Here is a 16,131-nt window from a genome sequence, read left to right on the forward strand (position 1 = left end):
AGGCTCATTGCAATTCAATTCGAATTGATGGGTTTTCTCTGACCTTTGATGGCTGTCAATAGCAAATTCTTGCGGTTTGTTAATGTGGTTTCCAATTCTGAGGGAGCGTAAGAGATGAGCCAATCCAACAATGATTTTGAGAATCCGATTCCTGTGAGCCCGACACGGCGCAGCTTTCTGAACCGGACGGCAGCGGGGCTGGTCGGCGTGGGCCTGTCCGCGGGCCTGGCAGCCTGCAACAAAGGCACAGACAAGGATGCACCCGCGGCGGCGGCTCCGGCCGATGGCAAAGCGGGCGCAGCCGGCGGCGTCGACTACAGCAAGTACGAAGTGCCGCCCGGCCAGTTGGATACCTACTACGCGTTCTCCAGCGGCGGCCACTCGGGTGAAGTTCGCATCTACGGTCTGCCTTCGGGACGCTGCTTCAAGCGCATCCCCGTCTTCAACATCGATTGTCTGGTGGGCTGGGGCATCACCAACGAATCGAAGAAGATCATGGGCACCAATCCGGACGGCACGCTCAAGTACTGGACCGGCGATACCCACCACGTGCATCCGTCCTATACCGACGGCACCTACGATGGGAAGTACATCTTCGTCAACGACAAGATCCACAGCCGGCTCGCCCGTGTGCGCATGGACACGATGGAATGCGACAAGATCGTCGAATTGCCGAACGTGCAGGGCTTCCACGGCGTCTTCCCGGACAAGCGGGACCCGGTGGATGACAAGATCAACCACACCACCCGCGTGTTCTGCGGCAACGAGTTCCATATTCCGCAGCCCAATGACGGCCGCGACCTGAACGACCCGAAGAAGTATTTCTGCCTGTTCACGTGCGTGGACGCGGAGACGCTCGAGCCCCGCTGGCAGGTCAAGGTCGACGGCAACATGGACTTGGTGGCAACGTCGTATGACGGCAAGCTCGCCGCTTCCAACCAGTACAACACCGAAGGCGGCGTGCATTACGAAGAGATGATGTCCGCCGAGCGCGACGCGTGCGTCTTCTTCAACATTGCCCGGATCGAAGCTGCCGTCAAAGCCGGCAAGTCCTTCACCATCGGCACCTCGAAAGTCCCGGTCGTCGACGGCACCAAAGCCGCCAACACCGACCCGAAGACCGCGCTCACATGCTATGTGCCCGTGCCCAAGAACCCGCACGGCGTGAATGCCAGCCCGGACGGCAAGTACTACGCCTGTTCCGGCAAGCTGTCACCGACGGCGACGCTGATCGAGCACGACCTGGTCTTGAAGTGGTTCAACGGCGAGGTCAAGGAACCACGCGACTGCGTGGTCGCCGAACCCGAGATCGGGCTCGGCCCGCTGCACACCGGTTTTGACAACCGCGGCAATGCCTATACCACGCTGTTCCTCGACAGCCAGATCGTCAAATGGAACCTCGAAGCGGCGATCAAGGCGTTCAAGGGCGACAAGACCGCCGTGCCGGTGGTCGACCGCATCGACGTCAATTACCAGCCGGGCCACGGTTTCACCTCGATGGGCGAAACCAAGGAGCCGGATGGCAAGTTCTTCATCTCGGACAACAAGTTCTCGAAAGACCGGTTCCTGCCGGTGGGCCCGCTCCACCCGGAAACGGCTCAGCTCATCGACATCTCGGGCGACAAGATGAAGCTCGTGGCAGACCATGCGGTCTATTCCGAGCCGCATGACTCGATCGTCATCCGCCGCGACATCATCAAGACGCGTCAGGTCTACAACATCGATGAGTTCCCGAACGCGGTGAAAGACCCGAAGGAGTGCCGCGTCGAGCGCAAGGGCAAGCAGGTGACGGTCTACCTGACCTCGCAGGCACCTGCCTTTGGCTTGCGCGAGTTCACCGTGAAGAAGGGCGACGAAGTGACGATCATCCTCACCAACCTGGACAAGGTGGAGGATTTGACCCACGGCTTTGCCATCCCGAAGTACAACATCAACTTCATCGTGAACCCGCAGGAAACCAAGTCGGTCACCTTCAAGGCCGACAAGCCCGGTGTCTACTGGTGCTACTGCACAAACTTCTGCCACGCGCTGCACCTGGAAATGCGCTCGCGCATGCTTGTTGAGGCATAAGGGAGAAGGCGGACGTATGAAACAACTGTTCTCACGATTGGCGGTGATTGCCGCCACTTGTGCGATGGACACGTCCGCACTGGCGGGCATCAGCGGCATGGCTTATGAGGCGCCGCTGCCCGCCGGTTTATCGACCGACCCGAACCTCTGCGCAATGGTGCCCTGCACGGACGTGCTGCCTGGCGCCAGCAGCTTCTCCCCGCGCAAGGGGCGCCCTCCCTATGTGGAGGGCTATCGCGACGTTGCCGGCAAGCGCCAGCTGGTCGGCTACGCGTTCCTGTCTACCGACATCGTGGACATGCCCGGCTATTCAGGCAAACCCATCATTACCCTGATGGGCATGGATGCACACGGCGTGATCACGGGCGTCAAGGTCCTGCGACATTCCGAGCCGATCCTTCTGCTGGGCATTCCAGAAACCCAACTGACGCACTTCACCTCGCAATACGTCGGCAAGTTCGTCGGCGGGAGCATCGAGATCGGCAAATCCCACGCGGTGAGCGAGGGCGCCGTCGAACTCGACGCGATCAGCGGTGCGACCGTGACGGTGATGTCCGAGAATCAGGTCATCCTGCGCAGTGGCAAGGCCGTGGCCGAGCAGGCCGGAATCATCACGCCCAAGCGCCGCGCCCAGGCGAAATTCACGCCGGTCAATCAGCCGCTGAGCTGGAAGGCACTGCTCGACCAAGGCGCCGTGCAGCGGCTGACCGTGCACCCTGAAGACGTTGGACTCCAAGCCAGCGGCCAGCCTTACGTGGATATGGTGTTCGGTGACGTCAGTGCGCCGGCCGTAGGACGCAGCATTCTGGGCGATGCGAATTACGCATCGCTCATGTCGAGCCTGAAACCCGGCGAACACGCGATCTTCATCGCGTCGAACGGCACCGAGAGTTTCAAAGGCTCGGGCTTCGTGCGCGGAGGCATCTTCGACCGCATCCAGGTCGCCCAGGATACCGACACCTTCACCTTCCGGGACCTCGATTACCAGAACCTCTACGGCATCCGCGCAACCGGTGCGCCGGATTATCGCGAATCCGGCATCTTCATCATCCGCAGCCCCGGATTTTCGTCGGCGTATCCGTGGAAGCTGGTGTTCCTGGCCAACAAGTTGGATGCAGAAACCGGCGCAAAGACGTTCACGAGCTTCGAACAGGAATACTGGCTTCCGGCGGATGAGCTTGTGGGCGGGCGGCCGCAGTACGACCGCCCCGCACCGCCCTGGCTGCAGATCTGGAAGGCGCGTGCCGTCGAGATCGGTCTGTTCGCCCTCCTGTTGATCAGCGCAGGCGTGGTGTATGCGTCGCGAGACACGCTGGTGCGTCGCTCCAGGCGCAAGGACAAACGCTGGGTCTCCTGGCCCAAGTACGCGCTGTGGACCACGAGCATCGGCTTCGCTGGATTCCATCTCATGGCGCAGCCGTCCATCACGCAGGTGCTGACATGGTTCCACGCCATTCTCTTCAAGTGGCGGTGGGATCTGTTCCTGTCCGATCCCTTCATCTTCCTGTTCTGGTGGTTCATCATCATCAGCGTGTTCTTCTGGGGCCGCGGCATGTTCTGCGGTTGGCTGTGTCCCTACGGCTCGATGAGTGAGATCCTCTACAAGGTGGGGGGCAAACTTGGCCTTGCGCGCTTCCAGTTCCAGTTGCCCAAGGCGCTGCACGACAAGCTCAAGTGGATCAAGTACGGTGTGTTTGCCGGTCTGCTCGGGATGTCGTTCTACTCGATGGGCACCGCCGAGAAGCTGGCGGAGATCGAGCCTTTCAAGACCACGTTCCTGGTCGGCGTCTGGAACCGGACGTGGCCCTTCGTCACGTTCTGGAGCGTGCTGGCTGTCGCCGCCCTGTTCATCGAGCGGCCATTCTGCAAATACCTGTGCCCGCTGGGTGCCTCGCTCGCAATCCCGTCCACGTTCCGGTGGTGGGGTCTGAAACGCAAGCAGGAATGCGGCCCATGCCGCGCCTGCGAGGCGGGCTGCGGATCGCAGGCGATCGGACGCGATGGCAAGATCGATCAGCGCGAATGCCTGTTGTGCCTGGATTGCATGGTCATGTATTACGACGATCATGCGTGCCCTCCGCTGGTCAAGGAGCGCAAGCACCGCACGAGCGCCGGCTTGAAACTGACACCGATCGGCGCCGACGGCTACTACATTCCGATCCAGCCCGTGCCAAGCGCGCCGCACAAACCCGCTGCACCGGCGCCCGCTTCGCTGCCGCTGCCGCCGGTGGGCATCGTCGCCCGGTTGCGTCGCGAGCTGACTGACCACCTCTTCCCCTGGAACCAGCAGTTCCTTCACCACCCGTTGTTCTTCCGTGCCGCCGGCATTGGCCTGGCCGTGCTGGTCACCTGGGCGTGGCTGCTCGGTGCGGGCGGCAGGCTTGGCGCCGGCATCGTGCTCGGCTGGTGGTTGGCGTGGTCCGCCTACGAATGGGTCATGCGCATGGCGTGCAAGCCCTATGTGAAGGAAGGCGCCTGGTGGGGTTACAAGCTGCGTACAGCCTCCTGGGCCGACATGGCTGCCTATGTCGGCATGAAGAACCTGCTGATTGGCGCAGGACTCTTCCTTGCCATGAAGGGCGTGGGCGTGCTTCCGGCGCTGCAATCCTTGCCCCAACTGAAATGGCTGTACTGAACCGGCTCCTCTGCGCGATCTCGGCACTGCTGGTCTGCACTGCGGCCTGCGGTGCAGAGATTCGCGTGCATGCCGGCAGTTCGATTTCGCAGGCGGTCACGCTCGCGCATGCAGGGGACACCCTCATCATCGAGCGCGGTCGGTATCAAGGCCCGGTCCGGATCGACAAACCCCTGACCCTTGTGGGCATCGACCGCCCCACCATCAGCGGCGGCCTTGTCGGAGATGTGATCCGCGTCACGTCGCCGGACGTCACGATCGATGGCCTGATTGTCAGCGACAGCGGCGACGACCTCGGTGCGCAGAACGCCGGCATCTACATCCAGCCCGGCGCGGATCGCGTCACGGTCAGACACTGCGAGCTCACTTACAACCTGTTCGGCCTGTGGATTGAAGGCGTGAAGGATGTACGCATCGTGGGCAACGTGATTGCCGGCAAGCGCGATTACCCTTCCGCCCAGCGCGGCAACGGCATCCAGCTCTACAACACGACGGGTGCGCAGCTCGAAGGCAATGAGATCAGCTTTTCGCGTGACGGCATCTATGTCGATGTGTCGCACCACGCGCTGTTTCGTGCCAATCGCATCCACAACGTGCGCTATGGCACGCACTACATGAACTCCAACGACAACGTGTGGGAGGGCAACGAGTCCTACCACAACCGCGGCGGACTGGCACTCATGATGACGCGCCGCCAGATCGTGCGTGGCAACCGCGCCTGGGGCAACTCGGACCACGGCATCATGCTGCGCACCATCCAGGATTCGGTCATTGAAGACAACGTCGTGTCCGGAAACCTGCGCGGTTTCTTCGTCTACGACGCCGAATACAACGTGCTGAGCAACAACCTCGTCATCGGCAACACGGTCGGCATGCACGTATGGGCCGGGTCCATTCACAACAAGGTGGACGGTAACGATTTCATCGATAACCAGGAACAGGTGCGCTACGTTGCCGCACACGACGAGCCCTGGGGCGGGCGTAGCGGCAACTATTGGAGCAACTATGCCGGGTGGGACCGCAACGGCGACGGCCGTGGCGACGTGCCCTATCGCGCGAGCGATCTGATGGACCGGCTGTTGTGGCGCTTTCCGAGCGCCAAGCTGCTGCTCAATAGCCCCGCGGTACAGACGTTGAGGCTGATCTCGGAGCAATTCCCGCTGCTGCGCTCACCCAGTGTGGTCGATGCCAGCCCCCGCATGCGTCCACGGGGCAATGATTGGCGCGCGTGGGTGAACAAGCATGATTGAAGCGCGGCAACTGGTGAAGCGCTACGGCGAGATCGAAGCCGTGGCGGACGTGAGCCTGACGGTGCATCCCGGCGAGCTATTCGGCCTGATCGGCCACAACGGCGCGGGCAAGAGCACGCTGTTCAAGATGCTCCTTGGCCTGGAGGCGCCCACCGCAGGTGAAGTGCGCATTGGAGGCCAGCCCATGAGCAGTGGGGCCTTCCGGTCGGTGCGGCGCAACCTTGGCTATCTGCCGGAAAACGTGGTGTTCTACGACAACCTGACTGGCCAGGAAACACTGGAATTCTTCGCTGCGCTCAAGCGCGCGCCGCGAACGGATTGCGCGCGCGTGCTGGAACGGGTGGGGTTGTCCCATGCCGCAGACCGCCGCGTGCGCGGATACTCCAAGGGCATGCGCCAGCGCCTCGGTTTTGCCCAGGCCCTGCTCGGCCAGCCCACACTCCTGTTTCTCGACGAGCCCACAAACGGCCTGGACCCGCAGGGGATTCGCGACTTTTATCGCACCCTGGGCGAACTGCAGGCGCAGGGCGTGACCATTGTGCTGACCTCGCACATCCTCTCGGAAATCCAGGAGCGCGTGGGTCGCCTGGCGATCATGAAGAACGGACGCGTGCATGCACAGGGGACGGTGCAATCGTTACGCGAATCGATGGCCTTGCCGCTTTGGTTCGACCTACGGCTGACGGGCGGCCCAGAGCATGCCGAGCCCGCACTGCGGCGCGCGCTCGCGGCCGCGCCAGGATGCGAACTGCACATGGATGGATCGCGCGCCACCGTGCTGTGCCCGCGGCCGGCGAAGATGCCATTGCTGCAATCGCTATCCACGCTCGGTGCAACACTTGCCGACCTGCAACTGCGCGAACCTTCGCTCGAAGACGTGCTCCTTGGCCAACCTGCTTGAGGCCAGACATGCAATTGACACTCGAACCCCGGCAGATCGGCATCGTCATCGCCAAGGAATTCCACGACCGCATCCGCAACCGGTGGGTGCTGGCGGTGACCACTGTATTGACAGCGTTTGCGCTGGTGATCGCCTACTTCGGCGCGGCACAGCAGGGCGAAGTCGGGCTGCGCGGCATGGAGGTCACGATTGCCAGCCTGGTGAGCCTCGTGATCTATCTCGTACCGCTGATTGCGTTGATTCTCGGCTTTGATGCGATCGTGGGCGAGCGTGAACGCGGCTCGCTGGACCTGCTGCTTTCCATGCCGATCACCCGAGTCGAGCTGCTGCTCGGCAAATACCTCGGCTTAGCGGCCGCGCTTGCGTGCTCCACGGTCGTCGGCTTCGGGGTGGTCGGAATACTGTTGGCCGTCAAGCTGCCGCTCGCGGCCATGTATCACTACGCCGGCTTCATGCTCAGTTCGGTGCTGCTTGGCATGACCTTCCTGAGCCTGGCCCTGTTGGTGTCCGTCATCGCCGCCGACCGCACGCGCGCAAGCGGTGTCGCCATCGCGCTGTGGTTCTTCTTCGTGCTGGTATTCGATCTGCTGCTTCTCGGGGCACTGATCGCCACGGGCGGAAAGCTGGGATCGGACGCCCTGCCCTACCTGATGCTGCTCAACCCGGCAGACATCTTCCGCATCCTCAATATCTTCAGCTTTGACGAAGTCCGCACGCTCTACGGTCTGGCGACCGTATTCCCCGAGCATATGGCCGACCCGCTCGTGCTCGGCGCTCTGATGGCCGCCTGGATCGTCGCTCCGCTCGCTGTGGCCGCATGGAAATTCCGCAAATGAAACGCACACTGCAACCTCCGCTATCCGCCCTGCGCCGCAGCGCGCGCACGGCCCTGTTCGCTACCGCAATCGTCCTGGCCGGTTGCCAAGGCGCCGCCTCTACGCCCGATCCGATCGAACTGACCCGCGACACGCCTTGCAGCCTCGATGGCATGTCGGTAGCCGACTTCCCCGGCCCGAAAGCGCAGATTCTGTATGACAAAGGCACCCCCGACGTCTTCTGCGACACCATCGAGCTATTCGCGATCGTGCTGCGCCCCGAACAACAGCGGCACATGCTCGCCATGTACGTGCAAGACATGGCCAAGACAGACTGGAACACCCCGCGGGGCCACTGGATCGACGCCCGCACCGCGTTCTACGTCGTGGGATCGAAGGCGCGCGGATCGATGGGCGCCACGTTTGCGTCCTTCGCCACGCAGGCCGATGCCAACGCCTTCACCACACATCAAGGTGGCAAGGTTTACAAGTTCAACGAAATTACGCCCCAAATGGCACAGCTCGACGGTGGCGTATTGAAAGATCCCCAGATGTAACCGCCCCAGAGAAGACGAAATGATCGATTACTTTGCCAATCTACCGCCCGATGATGCCGTTCAGATGGAGCAGCTCAGTCGCTTGTCCTACGAGCTGCGGGAAAGCCGGCGCAAGCTGCTCGAACCCTATGGGGTGAACGATGAGGGGGATCTGCTGGCGCGCATCGCGGCGGCGGACTTGCCGGAGCATCCGGCCTATGAGCACTACCTCGGCTCACTCGCGCTTGCAACCGCCAAGCAAGACGTCACCGCTGAACTGAAGGCGCTACTGGCGCGCATGGGAGGCTGATCATGCAGCACCTCGATCTCAAAGAGGCACTGGAGGCGCACTACGGTGCGGTGTTGGCGGAACCTCCTACGCTGTGCCAGGACGCCTTGATGGTCTCGCTCGACAACGGCGTTCTGCTCGAACTGCGTTACCCCGCTCGGTCGGAATATGCGATCGCGTGGCGGTGGGGCGATGCGCAATTACGCATCGACACCGCACCGCTGCATCGCACGCTCACCACCTTCCCTAACCATCTGCACGATGCTTCGGACGTGCTGCGCGAAGATCCCTTGACCAACCCGAACGCGGAGCCCTGGGCCAACGTACGCGCCGTGATTGATGCCGTGCTGGTCGACCCGCTGTTACAGGCATAAACAAACGGCGCTCACCAGGAGCGCCGCCATGCCTGCCCGATCGCAAGTCCTTACGTCGCCTTCGACGTCATGTAATCCACCCCAGCCTTCACGTCTTCATCGCCGAGCGATGCGTTGCCGCCTTTTGCGGGCATCGTACCCTTGCTGCCCGAGAAGCCGTGCAGCGCATGGTCGTAGAGGGTGTCCTTGCCCTGCGCGATGCGAGGGGCCCAATCGTCCTTCGATTTGAACATCGGCGCGCCACCGGCACCGGTGCTGTGACACATGGCGCAAGTGGACTTGTAGACCTTCTCCCCTTTCTCGACATCGCCGGCGCTGGCCTGGGTTGCCTGCGGCGCAGCGGGCGCTGCAGCCACAGTTGCGGGAGCCGCAGTGGCGGAGGCAGCGGAAGCAGCCTCCTCATTCTTGCTGCATGCCGTCAGCAAGGTGAACCCCACCAGGGCAGCAATGGTTATAGGTCGAATGAGCACGTCGATACCTCGAATCAAAAGGAGTGAGAACAGTGGCCCAAATAGGCCATGACCATGATAAGAATGAATACCGACTCAGGCCTTGACGCCAATCAGCGCAAGGCTTTGTGGGGCGTTGTAACGTGTCAACTCCCCTACGGCGGTCATGGAAATACCGGCGGGATATTGCTGCACCTGGCACCTTCCTGACGCGCACGGGATCCGGTCTGGGCATGCCATCGACACAGACGGTCACGGCGCCGCGCACGTCGTCATCATCGGCGTATCGCGAGCCGTCGGGCAAGGCAGCGTGTTTGGCGCAGAGGCTTCGATACATCATGTTCTCTGATGCAGGCCAAGGCTTCGTTCCTACGTCTGCACGACACGCTCGGGCCGGGCGGGTGATGGTGCACGTGCGGGACTGCCGATCCCGGCAGGCTCTGCGTGGGCGACTACACCGCCGATGCGGCATTCCGCAGCGAATTTCATCGCTGGCCTGCACAGCTTTGGGAAGAGAAGGACGCGCAGATCGACGCCATGCTGGCGCGCGCGCCGCTGAAGAACCAATGAGGCGATTCGCTCCGTCGCAGTTGTCAACCTGTGGCTGACCGCACGGAGAGACGCCGCCCCCCGCATCCTGCGAGGGGCTGGCAATGCAGGGTCAGAACCCGAGGCTTTCCAGCAGGTCGTCGACCTGTTCCTGGTTCGCGACCACGTCCGGATGGTCCGGATTGATCTGCGGGCCGTTGAGCAGCGTCGTCGCAACTTGCGCGGCTTCCACGCGCAGGTGTTCCGGCGCGTTGTCGAGCAGGATGCCCACGAGCTGGCTTTCGATGAGCTGAACGACGTCCAGCACCTTCTTGATCACCTGGCCGGTCAAGTCCTGGAAGTCCTGCGCCATCAGGATCTCCATGAGCTGCTGGTTCGTGTCGCGCGTCTTTTCCGGAACGCTGCGCAGGAAGCCGTTGGTCTGCCCGACCAGCTCGCGGATCTCGTCGTCGCCCAGTTGGCGATCCATCCACGACTGCCAGCGGTTGACCAGCGCCTCGGCGTCGGACTCCAGCGCATCTTGCACGGGGCGCGCCGCGTCAATGGCGTTGAGCACGCGGGTGGCCGCCTGCTCGGTCATGTTGGCGATGTAGTTCAGGCGGTCGCGCGCGTCGGGAATAGCCGAAGCGGCCTTCTCCACGCCCTTGTCCAGACCCAGCTCACGCATGCTCTCACGCAGCATGCGCGTGAGGTGGCCGATGCGTTGGAGCATTTCCGGCATATCACCGTGGTCCACGCCTTCTACGGCAGGCGCCTGGGCGCCATCATGCATCTCGCTCATCACGCCCCCTTTTCGAGCTTCTCGAAAATCTTGCCCAGCTTTTCGTCCAGCGTGGCAGCCGTAAAGGGCTTGACCACGTAGCCGTTGGCACCTGCCTGGGCAGCGGCGATGATGTTTTCCTTCTTGGCTTCGGCCGTCACCATCAGCACCGGCATCTTGCTGATGACAGGATTGGCGTCGCCACGGATGCTCTGCAGCATCTGCAGACCATCCATGTTGGGCATGTTCCAGTCCGAGATCACGAAATCGAACCGGCCTTCCTTGACCTTGGCCAGGCCGGCGGCGCCGTCTTCGGCCTCGTCGACGTTGGCATAACCGAGTTCCTTGAGCAGGTTACGCACGATCCGGCGCATCGTCGGGAAATCGTCGACGACGAGGAATCGGTACTGGCTCTTGTCCATGGACACAATCTCCGCAAACTTACTGAATTGGGGGGTTTCGGGCTTCCTTGGCAATCTTATCGGCGCCTGGGGCCGATTCTTGAGCGCTGGAATAGTTTGGGGCGCCTGACTGCTGCGCCCCGCAACCAATGTACCCGCAAAGTGCAGCGTTACACCCGCGTCACACGGCCATGGGCCGACAGCTTGGCCAGCACGTGCGGGCCGATCTGCGACAGCGGCAGGACTTCGTGCACACCGCCGTGGGCCACGGCCTCTTTGGGCATGCCGTAGACCACACAGGACGCCTCGTCCTGGGCAACGTTATAGGCACCCGCGTTGCGCATTTCCAGCATGCCGACCGCCCCGTCCTTGCCCATGCCGGTGAGGATGACGCCCAGGGCGTTGGCCCCTGCGTTGCGCGCGGCGGAGCGGAACAGCACATCCACCGCCGGGCGATGGCGGTTGACCGGCGGCCCCTGATCCAGCTCGGTGACGTAATTGGCGCCGCTGCGGCCGAGCGACAGGTGCATGTCGCCCGGGGCAATGTAGGCGTGGCCGGGCAGCACACGCTCGCCGTGCACGGCTTCTTTCACGCGGATGCGGCACAGGCCGTCCAGCCGCTTGGCGAACGACGTGGTGAAACCCGCCGGCATGTGCTGCACGATCAGGATGCCGGGGCAATCGGGCGGCATTTCCAGCAGGAAATCCTTGATGGCCTCGGTGCCGCCGGTGGAAGCGCCCACGATGATGAGCTTTTCCGTCGACGAGAAATGGGTACGCGCAGGTGCAGAGGTTGCCGGTGCGTGCTCCGCGCGAACGGGTGCGCCGGGCGCCGATGCGGTTGCTGACCCGGGGGTCGCGGCCACCGCAACCGGTGCAGCAGCGCGCGGACGCAGCTTTGCCCGGGCCGCAGTGCGGATCTTGTCGGCAATCTGGTCGGCGTATTCGTTCATGCCGTCGCGCATGCCCAGCTTGGGCTTGGCGACAAAATCCACCGCGCCCAGCTCCAGCGCGCGCAGCGTGGCTTCAGAGCCGCGCTCCGTCAGCGAAGAGATCATGACCACCGGCGTCGGGCGCAGGCGCATGAGTTTTTCCAGGAAGTCGAGGCCGTCCATCTTCGGCATTTCGACGTCCAGCGTGAGCACGTCCGGATTGGTCTGCTTGATGAGGTCGCGCGCGATGATCGGATCGGGCGCCACACCCACCACTTCCATGTCCGGCTGGCTGTTGATGATCTCCTTCAGGATGCTGCGGATCAGTGCGGAATCGTCGATGCACAGCACCTGAATCTTGCGTTTGTCGTTCATGTTCGGGAAGCAAGTCTTCTGAATGTTGAGACCGTTGTAAAACGAAGCGAAGAGGTTCTGATGGGTCAGCGCCGACGCAGACAGTACAAGTCGTACGGCAAGGCGGTGCTGGGTCGTCAGAATCGTTTTTCAGCGGTCTCCTAGGTAAACAGTTGCAGGCGCGAGGCTGGCTTCGTCGTGATGGACTTCGACAGCTTGCTGGCGTATTGCGCCTCGCTGTCCAGCTCGGCCACCGAGTTTTGCGAGCGCAGCTTGCGCACCATGATCTGACCGGTGGACGGTACGAAATACACCTTGCGCGGGTGCACGTCAAAGAGATCTTTGGCGGCCACCGTCAGGCCTTCGTTGCGCAGGAATTCGAGCACGAACTTGCCGTTGCGCTCACCCACATCAAGCGTGCTCATGCCAGCCAGCACGGCGGCGCCGCCAAATACCTTGATCTCCAGGCGCTCACGCTTGGCGCCCGCCTTGTAGAGCTGGTTGAGCAGGACTTCCATGGCGTGCGTGCCATAGCGCATGGAGGGCGACAGGATCGATTCCCCCTCGTTGCGCGAGGGCAGCATGAAGTGGTTCATGCCACCAATGCCGAGGGTCTTGTCGCGCACGCAGGCGGACACGCACGAGCCGAGCACCGTGACCAGCATCAGGTCTTCGGTGGTGACGGAATACTCGCCGGGCAGCACTTTCATGGCGCGACGGCCAAAGGTGGTGTCGTAATAAGCGTGGGTGCTGGCCGCCGATTGCGCGAGCGTGGCCATGGCGCCAGCGCTCATGCCGCTGTTCATGCCGCTATCGCTGCGCACGGCGTCCGTGGCCGACTGCGGCGTCGCGCGTTTGCCGAATTCGATCATCGTGCCCCCATCTTGGCCCGCAGTTCGGGCGCGATTTCGTACACGGTCTTGCCGCGCAGCGACCACGCCTTGGTGACCTGCAGGAAGCTCTCCGAATGGCCGGCAAACAGCAGGCCATCGGGTTTCATCACGTCGATGAAATGCTCAAGAATCTTGGCCTGCGTGGGCTTGTCGAAATAGATCATCACGTTGCGGCAGAAGATCACGTCGAACTTCTGCTGCAGCGGCCAATCTCGGTCGAGCAGGTTGATCTGGCGGAAGTCGATCATGGCCTGCAGCTCGGGCCGCACGCGGGCATAGCCCTCCTGCTTGCCGGTGCCGCGCAGGAAATATTTCTTCAGGCGCTCGGGCGACAGGGCCGCGACACGCTCCATCGGATAGATGCCGGCACGGGCACGCGCCAGCGCGTTGGTGTCCACATCCGAGGCAACTACGCTCACCTGGCTGGGCGACATCGAGCCGAAGGCTTCAGCCAGCGTGATGGCGATCGAGTACGGCTCTTCGCCCGTCGACGACGCCGAGCACCACACGGTGAACGGCGTGCGCTTGGCCTTGGCGTGCTCGTGCAGGATCGGGAAGTGATGCTGCTCGCGGAAGAACGCGGTCAGGTTGGTGGTCAGTGCGTTGGTAAAGGCTTCCCACTCGTCAGGCAGGTGGCCTTTTTCCAGCGCATCCAGATAATCGCGGAACGAGCCGAGGTTGACCACGCGCAGGCGGCGGGCCAGGCGGCTGTAGACCATTTCACTCTTGCGATCGGACAGCGAAATACCGACGCGGCGGTAGATCAAGTCGCGGATGCGGCCGAAATCTTCGGCGGTGAATGAAAACTCGCGCGACGCGAGCGTCGGCGAAACGGGCGCCAAATTTTGTGCTGCCATGGATAACTAACCCCGTGTTTGGCGAGTCTTGATGCCCGCTTTCAGTCGTTGGCGGGCACCGTTACCGCGGGCCGCGCCAAATTTGCTGTTGGCGAGGCTGGCGTCAGAAGGTGCTCCAGTCATCTTCATCGGCAGAACCCGAGGCCAGCTTGAGGGTCGGGGCGACGACGGCCTCGGAAACGGCGGCCGAAACCGCAGCCGCAGCCACCGGTGCAACCGGCGCATGTGCTCCCTGGGGCGCTTTTTCTGCTTGCGCGGCGGGAGCCTGTTCCGTTGCAGCCTCCGGCATCGCTACCGGCTTGGTCGCCTTGCGCGAAGCCAAGGCGCGCGCTACGGAAGGCACCACTTCGGTCTTTTCTGGGCGGACCTCGCTGCGGACGGCCGGCGCCGGAACGGCAGCCTGCGCCACTACGGCCAGCTCGGCTGAGGCATCGGTGCGGAACGTCGCCACGGCATTGCGCAGCAGTTGTGCCTGTTCTTCCAGCGACAAAGCGGCAGCGGCGGCTTGCTCCACCAGCGCGGCGTTCTGCTGCGTGACCTCGTCCATCTGGTTCACAGCCTGGTTGACCTGTTCGATACCGGAGCTTTGCTCGTCCGACGCGGCGGAAATCTCGCCCATGATGTCGGTCACGCGGCGCACGGCCACCACCACTTCTTCGATCACCGTGCCGGCTTCGGCCACCAGGGCCGACCCGTTGCGCACACGGCCCACCGAATCGCCGATCAGCTCCTTGATCTCCTTGGCCGCCGTGGCCGAGCGTTGCGCAAGGCTGCGCACCTCGCCCGCCACCACGGCAAAGCCGCGGCCCTGCTCGCCCGCGCGCGCGGCTTCCACCGCTGCATTCAGGGCGAGGATATTGGTCTGGAAGGCAATGCCCTCGATCACGCCGATGATGTCGGCGATCTTCTTGCTGCTGGCGTTGATGCCAGCCATGGTTTCGACCACGCGGCCCACCACTTCACCGCCCTTGACGGCGATGTCCGACGCGCTGCCCGCCAGTTGGCTGGCCTGGCGCGCGTTGTCGGCGTTCTGCTTCACGATGCTGGTGAGTTCTTCCATGCTGGAGGCAGTTTCCTCCAGCGACGAAGCCTGCTCTTCCGTGCGCTGAGACAGGTCGGCATTGCCGGCGGCGATCTGCTTGGTAGCGCTGGCGATAGAGTCAGCCGAACTCTTGATATTCGTGATCGTGCCGGTCAGTTGCTGCTGCATCTGCGCCATGGCGAAGAGCATGCTGTCACGGTCGCCGGGGCGGGTCTGCACGTGCACGGCCAGGTCGCCGGCGGCAATGCGGCGGGCAATATCGGCCGCGTACGATGGCTCGCCGCCCAACTGGCGCGACAGCCGGCGTGCAATGACCAGACCGAGCACGATGCCGAGCAGCGCACCCGCGCAGGCCATCACGATCATCACCAGACGCGAGCGCTCCGCGTTTTCACGCGCCTTGACGGTCGAAGCGGCGGCGACCTCTTCCACGCGCTTGACCATCTTGTCGAGGGTTTTCTCAAAGGCAGCCGTATCGTCCTGCAGCCCAAAGTTTTCCGCGTCTACGCGGCTGTCGAACTGGGTCGGGTCCAGGCCTTGCGCTTCCATCAATGTCAGGAAGTCGCTCATCCGCTTGCTCCAGACGGGGTAGATGGCATCCACCTCGCGGATCATCTTTTTGCCCTCGTCCGACGCGAACAGCGGGCGCACGTTTTCCACGCTCTCTTTCAGGCGTTGCACGTTGGCCGTGATTTCTTTGCTGAGACCCTTGCGATCAGCGAGCGTGACAGCGCTCAGCAGCCCGATCTGCGCGCGAGTGGCGTGTGCAAGGCTGTTGGCCGCACCGCCCATCTGCGTGATGGCGCGCATCTGCTTTTGCGCCAGCTCTTCGCTGGCGCGGGTCAACTGCGTGATCGTGTAAATGCCCAACCCGCCAATGGCCGCGCCCATGGCAGCCACGATCAGGAAACCACCGGTGAGTACCGTGGACACCGGCAAACGCTTGATCCAACCCATGTTGTCTACCTCTTCCTGTTTTTATATGCCCCCTAACCGCTATCGGCCTATGGGGGACGGCTCTTTA

The 16,131-nt window shown here is 62.8% G+C and carries 16 protein-coding genes; 9 read left to right on the top strand and 7 right to left on the bottom strand.

The window, feature by feature from the left end; genetic code table 11:
- Window positions 1-114: 114 nt before the first annotated feature.
- Genes nosZ through M1D44_RS23235 form a run of 8 tightly spaced genes read left to right on the top strand, consistent with a single transcriptional unit; the run spans window position 115 to window position 8,870 of the window.
- On the top strand, window positions 115-2,070 hold the full coding sequence (gene nosZ, locus M1D44_RS23200) for a TAT-dependent nitrous-oxide reductase (RefSeq protein ID WP_024978428.1): 1,956 nt from the start codon (window positions 115-117) through the stop codon (window positions 2,068-2,070).
- A 16-nt stretch (window positions 2,071-2,086) separates the two neighbouring features.
- Window positions 2,087-4,705: a 4Fe-4S binding protein gene (locus tag M1D44_RS23205; protein ID WP_428984638.1), complete on the top strand. Its 2,619-nt coding sequence runs from the start codon at window positions 2,087-2,089 to the stop codon at window positions 4,703-4,705.
- Complete coding sequence (locus M1D44_RS23210) at window positions 4,693-5,955, top strand: nitrous oxide reductase family maturation protein NosD (RefSeq protein WP_024978426.1); 1,263 nt, start codon at window positions 4,693-4,695, stop codon at window positions 5,953-5,955. The genes M1D44_RS23205 and M1D44_RS23210 overlap by 13 nt, the downstream gene beginning before the upstream one ends.
- Window positions 5,948-6,856: an ABC transporter ATP-binding protein gene (locus M1D44_RS23215; protein ID WP_045201930.1), complete on the top strand. Its 909-nt coding sequence runs from the start codon at window positions 5,948-5,950 to the stop codon at window positions 6,854-6,856. The genes M1D44_RS23210 and M1D44_RS23215 overlap by 8 nt, the downstream gene beginning before the upstream one ends.
- 8 nt (window positions 6,857-6,864) lie before the next feature.
- Window positions 6,865-7,692 (top strand): ABC transporter permease, encoded by an 828-nt coding sequence (locus M1D44_RS23220; protein WP_316852540.1) that lies wholly within the window; start codon window positions 6,865-6,867, stop codon window positions 7,690-7,692.
- On the top strand, window positions 7,689-8,228 hold the full coding sequence (locus M1D44_RS23225; protein WP_316852541.1) for a nitrous oxide reductase accessory protein NosL: 540 nt from the start codon (window positions 7,689-7,691) through the stop codon (window positions 8,226-8,228). Before M1D44_RS23220 ends, M1D44_RS23225 begins: the two co-directional genes overlap by 4 nt.
- A 19-nt stretch (window positions 8,229-8,247) precedes the next feature.
- A complete protein-coding gene (locus tag M1D44_RS23230; protein WP_024978422.1) occupies window positions 8,248-8,517 on the top strand; it encodes a hypothetical protein in 270 nt (89 codons plus the stop codon).
- A gap of 2 nt (window positions 8,518-8,519) precedes the next feature.
- Entirely contained in the window at window positions 8,520-8,870 is a 351-nt protein-coding gene (locus M1D44_RS23235; protein ID WP_037032130.1) for a hypothetical protein, read from the top strand.
- A 50-nt stretch (window positions 8,871-8,920) separates the two neighbouring features.
- On the opposite strand, the gene M1D44_RS23240 is transcribed toward M1D44_RS23235, so the two are convergent.
- On the bottom strand, window positions 8,921-9,340 hold the full coding sequence (locus M1D44_RS23240) for a c-type cytochrome (protein ID WP_024978420.1): 420 nt from the start codon (window positions 9,338-9,340) through the stop codon (window positions 8,921-8,923).
- Between the two features lie 423 nt (window positions 9,341-9,763).
- Between M1D44_RS23240 and M1D44_RS23245 the strand changes: the two genes are divergently transcribed.
- The gene (locus M1D44_RS23245; protein ID WP_316852542.1) at window positions 9,764-9,889 is read left to right on the top strand and encodes a hypothetical protein; all 126 of its coding nucleotides are present in this window, start codon (window positions 9,764-9,766) and stop codon (window positions 9,887-9,889) included.
- A gap of 91 nt (window positions 9,890-9,980) precedes the next feature.
- Here the strand turns inward: M1D44_RS23245 and cheZ are convergent, their stop codons facing one another.
- The 6 genes from cheZ to M1D44_RS23275 all read right to left on the bottom strand — a co-directional run bounded on the left by cheZ (window position 9,981) and on the right by M1D44_RS23275 (window position 16,064).
- Complete coding sequence (cheZ, locus tag M1D44_RS23250) at window positions 9,981-10,649, bottom strand: protein phosphatase CheZ (RefSeq protein WP_024978419.1); 669 nt, start codon at window positions 10,647-10,649, stop codon at window positions 9,981-9,983.
- Window positions 10,649-11,050, bottom strand: coding sequence for a chemotaxis response regulator CheY (gene cheY / locus M1D44_RS23255; RefSeq protein ID WP_024978418.1), 402 nt, complete (start codon window positions 11,048-11,050; stop codon window positions 10,649-10,651). The genes cheZ and cheY overlap by 1 nt, the downstream gene beginning before the upstream one ends.
- Before the next feature lie 149 nt (window positions 11,051-11,199).
- Window positions 11,200-12,336 (bottom strand): protein-glutamate methylesterase/protein-glutamine glutaminase, encoded by a 1,137-nt coding sequence (locus M1D44_RS23260; RefSeq protein ID WP_024978417.1) that lies wholly within the window; start codon window positions 12,334-12,336, stop codon window positions 11,200-11,202.
- A 140-nt stretch (window positions 12,337-12,476) separates the two neighbouring features.
- Complete coding sequence (gene cheD, locus M1D44_RS23265; RefSeq protein WP_037032225.1) at window positions 12,477-13,094, bottom strand: chemoreceptor glutamine deamidase CheD; 618 nt, start codon at window positions 13,092-13,094, stop codon at window positions 12,477-12,479.
- Between the two features lie 89 nt (window positions 13,095-13,183).
- Window positions 13,184-14,065: a CheR family methyltransferase gene (locus tag M1D44_RS23270; protein WP_024978415.1), complete on the bottom strand. Its 882-nt coding sequence runs from the start codon at window positions 14,063-14,065 to the stop codon at window positions 13,184-13,186.
- 103 nt (window positions 14,066-14,168) lie between these two features.
- Window positions 14,169-16,064, bottom strand: coding sequence for a methyl-accepting chemotaxis protein (locus M1D44_RS23275; RefSeq protein WP_316683263.1), 1,896 nt, complete (start codon window positions 16,062-16,064; stop codon window positions 14,169-14,171).
- Between the last annotated feature and the right edge of the window lie 67 nt (window positions 16,065-16,131).

It is taken from the genome of Ralstonia sp. SA306 (genome assembly GCF_054792405.1).

Excerpts from the sequence above, each read along its gene's own strand:
- M1D44_RS23235 (WP_037032130.1), top strand. The coding sequence starts at position 8,520 with ATGCAGCACCTCGATCTCAAAGAGGCACTGGAGGCGCACTACGGTGCG.
- cheZ (WP_024978419.1), bottom strand. The coding sequence starts at position 10,649 with ATGAGCGAGATGCATGATGGCGCCCAGGCGCCTGCCGTAGAAGGCGTG.
- M1D44_RS23210 (WP_024978426.1), top strand. The coding sequence starts at position 4,693 with ATGGCTGTACTGAACCGGCTCCTCTGCGCGATCTCGGCACTGCTGGTC.
- M1D44_RS23260 (WP_024978417.1), bottom strand. The coding sequence starts at position 12,336 with ATGAACGACAAACGCAAGATTCAGGTGCTGTGCATCGACGATTCCGCA.
- M1D44_RS23275 (WP_316683263.1), bottom strand. The coding sequence starts at position 16,064 with ATGGGTTGGATCAAGCGTTTGCCGGTGTCCACGGTACTCACCGGTGGT.
- cheY (WP_024978418.1), bottom strand. The coding sequence starts at position 11,050 with ATGGACAAGAGCCAGTACCGATTCCTCGTCGTCGACGATTTCCCGACG.
- M1D44_RS23205 (WP_428984638.1), top strand. The coding sequence starts at position 2,087 with ATGAAACAACTGTTCTCACGATTGGCGGTGATTGCCGCCACTTGTGCG.
- M1D44_RS23270 (WP_024978415.1), bottom strand. The coding sequence starts at position 14,065 with ATGGCAGCACAAAATTTGGCGCCCGTTTCGCCGACGCTCGCGTCGCGC.
- M1D44_RS23215 (WP_045201930.1), top strand. The coding sequence starts at position 5,948 with ATGATTGAAGCGCGGCAACTGGTGAAGCGCTACGGCGAGATCGAAGCC.
- M1D44_RS23220 (WP_316852540.1), top strand. The coding sequence starts at position 6,865 with ATGCAATTGACACTCGAACCCCGGCAGATCGGCATCGTCATCGCCAAG.
- nosZ (WP_024978428.1), top strand. The coding sequence starts at position 115 with ATGAGCCAATCCAACAATGATTTTGAGAATCCGATTCCTGTGAGCCCG.
- M1D44_RS23225 (WP_316852541.1), top strand. The coding sequence starts at position 7,689 with ATGAAACGCACACTGCAACCTCCGCTATCCGCCCTGCGCCGCAGCGCG.
- cheD (WP_037032225.1), bottom strand. The coding sequence starts at position 13,094 with ATGGCCACGCTCGCGCAATCGGCGGCCAGCACCCACGCTTATTACGAC.
- M1D44_RS23230 (WP_024978422.1), top strand. The coding sequence starts at position 8,248 with ATGATCGATTACTTTGCCAATCTACCGCCCGATGATGCCGTTCAGATG.